Below are 7,013 nucleotides of genomic sequence, written 5' to 3' on the forward strand. Positions count from 1 at the left end.
GCTGGGCGTTGCGGAGGGTCATATGCGGCCTGCCTTGCGCTCGGTGACCAGCAGCCACAGCAGGTAGACGCCGCCCACGACCCCGGTGACGACACCGACCGGGAGCTGCCGGTCGGCGAAGGCGTTGGTGGCGGTCCAGTCGGCGACCAGCAGCACCGAGGAGCCCATGAGGGCCGAGGCGGCCAGGTTGGGGCCGGGCGAGCGGGTGAGCCGGCGGGCCAGCTGGGGGGCGCTGAGCGAGATGAAGGCGACCGGGCCCGCGGCGGCGGTGGCCACCGACACCAGGAGCACCGCCGAGGCCATCAGCACCACCCGGGTCCGCTCCACCTTCACACCGAGCGCGTAGGCGGCGTCGTCGCCCATCTCCAGCATCCGCAGCGGACGCCCGTACACCAGGGTGAGCGGGACGAGGACGGCGCACACCGCCAGCAGCGGCCAGAACTGGGCCCAGTCGCGGCCGTCCAGCGAGCCGGTCATCCACAGCGTGGCGCGGGTGGCGTCGACCAGATTGGCCAGGGTGAGCAGGTAGTGGATGATCGCGGTCAGCATGGCCGCGATGCCGATGCCGACCAGGACCAGCCGGAAGCCGTGCACACCGCGCTTCCAGGCGAGCAGGTACACCAGGGCGCCGGTCGCCATGCCGCCGACGACGGCTCCGGCGGCGACGGCGGTCGAGTCGCCGTGGAACAGCACGATGACGCCGAGCGCGCCGACGGTGGCGCCCTGCCCGAAGCCCAGCACGTCCGGGCTGCCGAGCGGGTTGCGCGAGATGGACTGGAAGGCGGCGCCGCCCACACCGAGGGCCGCGCCGACCAGGATCGCCACCAGGACGCGCGGCAGGCGGAGGTCCCGGACGATGAACTCCTGCGCGGCGGTGCCGTCGCCCAGCAGCGTGGCGACGACGTCGCCGGGCGCCATCGGGAAGTCGCCGCTGCCCATGACGACGACCCCGGCCGCCAGGGTCACCAGCGCCAGCAGCACGACGGCCAGGGCCGCCCTGGGCTCGACCCGGACGGAGAGACCGCCGGGGGTGCGTACCGCCCGGGCGGGCGGGGTGGTGCGGGAGGTCGGGGACGTCACAGCTGGGCCATCCTCTTGCGGCGTACGAGGTGGATGAAGACGGGCCCGCCGACGAGCGCGGTGACGATGCCGACCTGGAGTTCGGCGGGCCGGGCGATGATCCGCCCGAGCACGTCGGAGCCCAGCAGCAGCACGGGCGAGAGCACCGCCGCGTACGGCAGGATCCACCGCATGTCGGGGCCGGTGAGGGCCCGCACCAGGTACGGCACCATCAGGCCGATGTAGACGATCGGCCCGCACGCCGCGGTCGCGGCCCCGCACAGCAGGGTGACGGCCAGCATGGCCAGCACCCGGGTGCGGTTGAGGTGGGCGCCCAGGGCGCGCGCGGTGTCGTCGCCCATCTCCATGGCGTTGAGCGGCCGGGCGATCAGCAGGGCGAGGACGACTCCGGCGCCGATGAACGGCGCCACCTTGCCGACGGTCTCCATGTCCGCGCCGGCCAGTGACCCGACGGTCCAGAAGCGCAGCCTGTCCAGCGCGGCCGAGTCCAGGAGCTGTACGGCGTTGACGTACCCGTACAGCGCGAAGGTGGCCGCCGTCCCGGCCAGTGCCAGGCGCACCGGGGTCGCGCTGCGGCTGCCGCCCAGCACGTAGACCACCACGGAGACGACGGCGGCGCCGACGAAGGCGAACCAGACATAGCCGGTGATCGAGGTGACCCCGAGGAAGCTGATGGCGGAGACGACGGCGGCCGCCGCGCCGGCGTTCACGCCCATCAGGCCCGGTTCGGCGAGCGGGTTGCGGGTGAGCGCCTGCATCACGGCCCCGGACAGGCCGAGCGCGACGCCGGCGAGCACTCCCAGCAGGGTGCGCGGCACGCGCACGTCGTGGACGATGACGTCGTTGCCGGAACCGGAGTTGTGGAACAGGCCGTGCCACACCTCGCCGAGCGGAACCGACTTGGCCCCCACCACGACGCTCAGGACACAGACCAGCAGCAGGACGCCGACGGAGACGACCAGCCCCGCCGTGCGCACGGAACGGCGCCCGCGGGGCACGGCGGCGGCTGTCCGCTCCGCGCTCTGTTCGGTAGGACTGTCGACCAACACCCGGTTAGGTTAGCCTATCTTTCCTCACCAACCGAGCCTGGCCAGGGCCTTTCCCGCGTCCAGCGCGCTCGCCTCCGTACCGGCCCGCGTCCACGCCGCCGCGCACAACGCCCGCAGCCCGTCGAGGGCTTCGCCCTCCCCGTCCAGCGCCAGTCCGTCCCCGCGCACCGAGGCGGTCCAGCCTCCGCACCGGTACCCGTCCCCCTCCGCACCGGTCACCTCCGGCTGGCCGGTGAGCAGCCCGCGCAGATCGGCGTCCACGTAAGTGGGCCGGTGCTCCGGCACGGCGGCCAGCAGCCGCGCGGGGTCGGTCACCCCGGTCAGGACGAGCAGCGAGTCGACACCCCCGTTGAACGCCCCCTCGATGTCCGTGTCCAGTCGGTCCCCCACCACCAGCGGCCGCTCGGCGCCGGTGCGCAGGATCGTCTCCCGGTGCATGGGCGGCAGCGGTTTGCCCGCCACCCGCGGCTCGGCGCCCGTCGCGATGCGCACCACCTCCACCGCCGCGCCGTTGCCCGGCGCGATGCCCCGCGCGCTCGGAATCGTCAGGTCGGTGTTGGACGCGAACCACGGCAGCCCGCGCGCGATCGCGTACGACGCCTCGGCGAACCGCCCCCAGGGCAGCTCCGGGCCCCCGTACCCCTGGACCACCGCCACCGGATCGTCGTCCGCCGACTCCACCGGCTCCAGACCGCGTTCACGCAGGGCCACGCGCAGCCCCTCGCCGCCGATCACCAGCACCCGCGCGCCGCGCGGCACGTGTTCGGCGATCAGCCGGGCCACCGCCTGCGCGGAGGTGATCACATCGCCGGACTCCGCGGGCACCCCCAGCTCGGTCAGGTGCGCGGCGACCGCGTCCGGTGTGCGCAGGGCGTTGTTGGTGACGTACGCCAGACGCATCCCACCGTCCCTGGCCCTCCCCAGGGACTCCACGGCGTAGGTGATCGCCTCGCCCCCCGCGTACACGACCCCGTCGAGATCCAGCAGGGCCGTGTCGTACGCCTCGCTCAACGCGGTCGCGCTGCCGCTCGGGCGGTTCCTGACCCGCTCTCCCTCTGCCATGTCCCGGTCCTCCTAGGAATTTACTGTTCGATCATCGCTCATACCCGTACGCGCATACGATGCTGGGATGAATACGACAGGTCCTGCGGCCAACGAAGGCCTGCACCTGATTCCCTTCCGCGGGCTGCGCTACGTCCCCGACCGGGTCGGCAGTCTGGCCGCGGTGACCTCTCCGCCGTACGACGTCGTCGTGCGACCGGACGGGCTGCACCACCTGGAGTCGGCCGACCCCCACAACATCGTCCGGCTGATCCTGCCCCAGGCCGCCACCAGCGAGGCCCGCCACCGGCAGGCCGCCGACACCCTGCGGGACTGGCTGGCCGAGGGCGTCCTCGCCCCGGACGCGGAGCCCGCGCTGTACGTGTACGAGCAGCGGCGCGGCGACATGCTCCAGCGCGGCCTCATCGGCGCGCTGCGCCTGTCCCCGCCGGACGAGGGCGTGGTGCTTCCGCACGAGGATGTCATGCCGCACGTCGTGGAGGACCGCGCGGCCCTGATGCGCACCACCGCGGCCAACCTGGAGCCGCTGCTGCTCACCTACCGGGGCAACGGCAACGCCATCGGCGCGACCGCCGTCATCGAGCGCACCATCCTCACGGCGCCGCTGCTCTCCACCACCACGGAGGACGGCTTCAGCCACCGCCTGTGGGCGGTCACCGACCCGGCCGACCTGGCCGGCGTCGCCGCCGACCTCGCCGGCCACCAGGCGCTGATCGCCGACGGCCACCATCGCTGGGCCACCTACCTCCGGCTGCGCCGGGAACACCCGGCGCCGAGCCCCTGGGACTACGGTCTGGTCCTCCTGATCGACACGTCCCGCTACCCGCTCCAGGTGCGCGCCATCCACCGGCTGCTCAACCAGCTCCCGGTCGCCGACGCGCTCGCCGCGCTCAAGGGATCCTGCCGGGTCCGCACGCTCGACGGCCCGCTGCCTGCCGCGATGGACGCGCTCGCGGTCGCGGTGTCCGAGGGCAACGCCTTCCTGCTCGCCGGTGACGGCCGCTACCACCTGGTCGACCGCCTCGACCAGGACCTGCTGGCCCGCACGGTCCCGGCCGACCGCCCGGCCGCCTGGCGCTCCCTCGACGCGACGGTCCTGCACTCGGCGCTGCTGGACCACGTGTGGGAGATACCGGATGCCCCTGAGCACATCTCCTACATCCACGACACCGAGGCGGCCGTCGAGCAGGCCGAACGCCGGGGTGCCACGGCGGTACTCATGCACCCGGTCCGCGAGGAGGTCGTCCGCGACCTGGCCCGGCAGGGTGTCACCATGCCCCGCAAGTCGACCTCTTTCGGTCCGAAGCCGGCGACGGGTCTGGTGCTGCGGAGCCTCGCACTGGACTGATGTCCCGCGCACACGAGAAAAGGGCGGCACCCCTCGGGGTGCCGCCCTTTTCTCTCAGCCACGCTCAGCGCGGTTCAGTCCCGCTCAGCCTTCCCGGCTCGCGTCACCGCGCTCGGCAGAGCCGTCACCCGCAGCGTCGTCCACGTCGCCGTCCGCGTCGGCGTCCACATCGGTGTCCGCGTCGGCGTCCACGTCGGCGTCCACCGCCTCGTCGTCGGCCGCGACGTCGACGAACTCCACCCCGTCCAGCTCCGCGAGCCGGTCGGACGCGTCGGTCGCGCCCTCCTTGTCGGCTTCCAGCGCCTTCGCGAACCATTCCCGGGCCTCGGCCTCGCGTCCGGCCGCCAGCAGGGCGTCGGCGTACGCGTACCGGAGCCGCGCGGTCCACGGCTGCGTGGAGTTCGACGCCAGCTCCGGGCTCTGCAGGGTGACGATGGCGGCGTCGAGCTGCCCCATGTCCCTGCGCGCCCCGGCGGCGACGAGCCGCATCTCGACCTGTCCGGCCTTGTCGAGCTTCTGCACCTCCGGCTCACCGGCCATCGCCATCGCCCGCTCGGGCCGGCCGAGACCGCGCTCGCAGTCGGCCATGACCGGCCACAGCTCGGCGCTGCCGGTCATCCGCCGGGCCGCCCGGAACTCGGCCAGGGCCTCGGCGTACTTCTGGGTCGCGTACGCCGCGAAACCAGCAGCCTCACGCACGGCCGCCACGCGGGAGGCGAGCCGCAGCGCGATACGCGAGTAGGCGTACGCCTGCTCCGGGTCCTCATCGATGAGCCGGGCGACCATGACGAGGTTCCTGGCGACGTCCTCGGCCAGGGTCTTCGGCAGGCTCATCAGCTCCTGCCGCACGTCCTTGTCGATCTCGTCACCGGTGACGTCCGCCGGGATCGGCAGCCGCTTGATGGGCTCCCGCTCGCGGTCGCGGTCCCGGTCGTCCCGGCGGAAACCACCGCGGTCGTCCCGGCCCCGGTACCCGCCCCGGTCGCCGTCCCGGTCGTCCCGACGCTGGAACCCACCTCGGCCCCGGTCGTCCTCGCGACGCGGCCCACGCGGCCGGTCGTCGCCACGCCGGAATCCACCGCCGGCACCACCCGTGGGACGCCCGCCCCGGTCGTCACGACGGTCGTCACGCCTCGGCGCCCGGTCGTCGCGCGAGAAACCACCCCGGTCGTCACGACGGTCGTCACGACGAGGAGCGGAAGTCCGGTCGTCCCTGCGCTCGTCACGACGGTCGTCGCGCCTCGGCGCGCGGTCGTCACGAGGGAAGCTGGGCCGGTCGCCACCACTGCGGAACCCACCGCCACGGTTGTCGTCCCGACGGAAGCCACCGCCACGGTTGTCATCACGACGCTCACCGCCACGGTCGTCGCGGCGGTAGCCGCCACGGTCGTCACGACGCTCGCCACCACGGTCATCCCGACGGAAACCAGGACGGTCCCCACCACGGTCGTCACGGCGGTCGTCGCGGCGGAAACCCCCACGGTCGTCACGACGCTCGCCGGCACGGTCGTCACGGGGGAAGCTGGGCCGGTCGCCACCACTGCGGAACCCACCGCCACGGTTGTCGTCCCGACGGAAACCGCCGCCACGGTTGTCATCACGACGGTCATCACGGCGGAATCCGCCGCGGTCGTCACGACGCTCGCCACCACGGTCATCACGACGGAAACCAGGACGGTCATCGCGACGGTCGTCGCGGCGGAAACCACCCCGGTCGTCACGACGCTCGCCACCACGGTCATCCCGACGGAAACCAGGACGGTCCCCACCACGGTCATCGCGACGATCGTCGCGGCGGAAACCCCCACGGTCGTCACGACGCTCACCGGCACGGTCGTCACGGGGGAAGCTGGGCCGGTCGCCACCACTGCGGAACCCACCGCCACGGTTGTCGTCCCGACGGAAACCGCCGCCACGGTTGTCATCACGACGCTCACCGCCACGGTCGTCACGGCGGAAGCCACCGCTGCTGCCGCCGGCAGGGCGTCCGCCACGGTCGTCGCGGCGTCCGTAGCCACCACGGTCGTTGCTGGGACGCGGGCCACGGTCGCGATCACGGTCCCGGTCGCGGTCGTCCCGGCGGAACGCCGGCCGGTCGTCGCGACGGTCATCACGACGGAAGCCACCGCCACGGTTGTCGTCCCGACGCGGCGCACGGTCGTCACGCCGGAAGCCGCCCCGGTCACCACCGTCGCTACGACGCGGTTCGCGCTCCGGACGATCGTCGGAGGAGTTGGTGGGCATGGGTATGGCTCCTGTCTTCGGGTACCGCAGTCATTCTCGCGCAGTCGGTCGTCCGACGCGCTTTGGAAAATCGAGCACAAATACAAAAAGGACCCTTGGTCCCAGCATGCACGCTGGGACCAAGGGTCCTGAAAGATTGTTCGGCGGCGTCCTACTCTCCCACAGGGTCCCCCCTGCAGTACCATCGGCGCTGAAAGGCTTAGCTTCCGGGTTCGGAATGTAACCGGGCG

General features: G+C 72.8%; 6 protein-coding genes and 1 rRNA gene. 1 reads left to right on the forward strand and 6 read right to left on the reverse strand.

The window, feature by feature from the left end; genetic code table 11:
* Positions 1-18 precede the first annotated feature (18 nt).
* From AB0H53_RS09950 to AB0H53_RS09960, 3 genes are read right to left on the reverse strand one after another with little or no spacing between them, the layout of a single operon-like run.
* Positions 19-1,080, reverse strand: a complete 1,062-nt coding sequence (locus AB0H53_RS09950; protein ID WP_362109430.1) for an iron chelate uptake ABC transporter family permease subunit — start codon at positions 1,078-1,080, stop codon at positions 19-21.
* A complete protein-coding gene (locus AB0H53_RS09955) occupies positions 1,077-2,129 on the reverse strand; it encodes an iron chelate uptake ABC transporter family permease subunit (RefSeq protein ID WP_362109432.1) in 1,053 nt (350 codons plus the stop codon). Before AB0H53_RS09955 ends, AB0H53_RS09950 begins: the two co-directional genes overlap by 4 nt.
* Positions 2,130-2,153: 24 nt before the next feature.
* Entirely contained in the window at positions 2,154-3,191 is a 1,038-nt protein-coding gene (locus tag AB0H53_RS09960; protein ID WP_362109434.1) for an HAD hydrolase-like protein, read from the reverse strand.
* A gap of 67 nt (positions 3,192-3,258) precedes the next feature.
* Between AB0H53_RS09960 and AB0H53_RS09965 the strand changes: the two genes are divergently transcribed.
* Entirely contained in the window at positions 3,259-4,539 is a 1,281-nt protein-coding gene (locus AB0H53_RS09965; protein ID WP_362109436.1) for a DUF1015 domain-containing protein, read from the forward strand.
* Positions 4,540-4,623: 84 nt separating this feature from the next.
* Here AB0H53_RS09965 and AB0H53_RS09970 read toward each other — a convergent pair whose 3' ends face one another.
* The 3 genes from AB0H53_RS09970 to rrf form a co-directional block, all read right to left on the reverse strand.
* Positions 4,624-5,373 carry a hypothetical protein gene (locus AB0H53_RS09970; RefSeq protein ID WP_362109438.1) on the reverse strand — a complete coding sequence of 250 codons (750 nt, stop codon included), beginning with the start codon at positions 5,371-5,373 and terminating at the stop codon, positions 4,624-4,626.
* Positions 5,373-6,704: a hypothetical protein gene (locus AB0H53_RS09975; protein WP_362109440.1), complete on the reverse strand. Its 1,332-nt coding sequence runs from the start codon at positions 6,702-6,704 to the stop codon at positions 5,373-5,375. Before AB0H53_RS09975 ends, AB0H53_RS09970 begins: the two co-directional genes overlap by 1 nt.
* Before the next feature lie 217 nt (positions 6,705-6,921).
* Positions 6,922-7,013: ribosomal RNA gene (gene rrf, locus AB0H53_RS09980) — 5S ribosomal RNA — on the reverse strand; the annotation flags it as partial.

The sequence above is a fragment of the Streptomyces sp. NPDC050856 genome (genome assembly GCF_040653855.1).
Classification (GTDB): Bacteria; Actinomycetota; Actinomycetes; order Streptomycetales; family Streptomycetaceae; genus Streptomyces.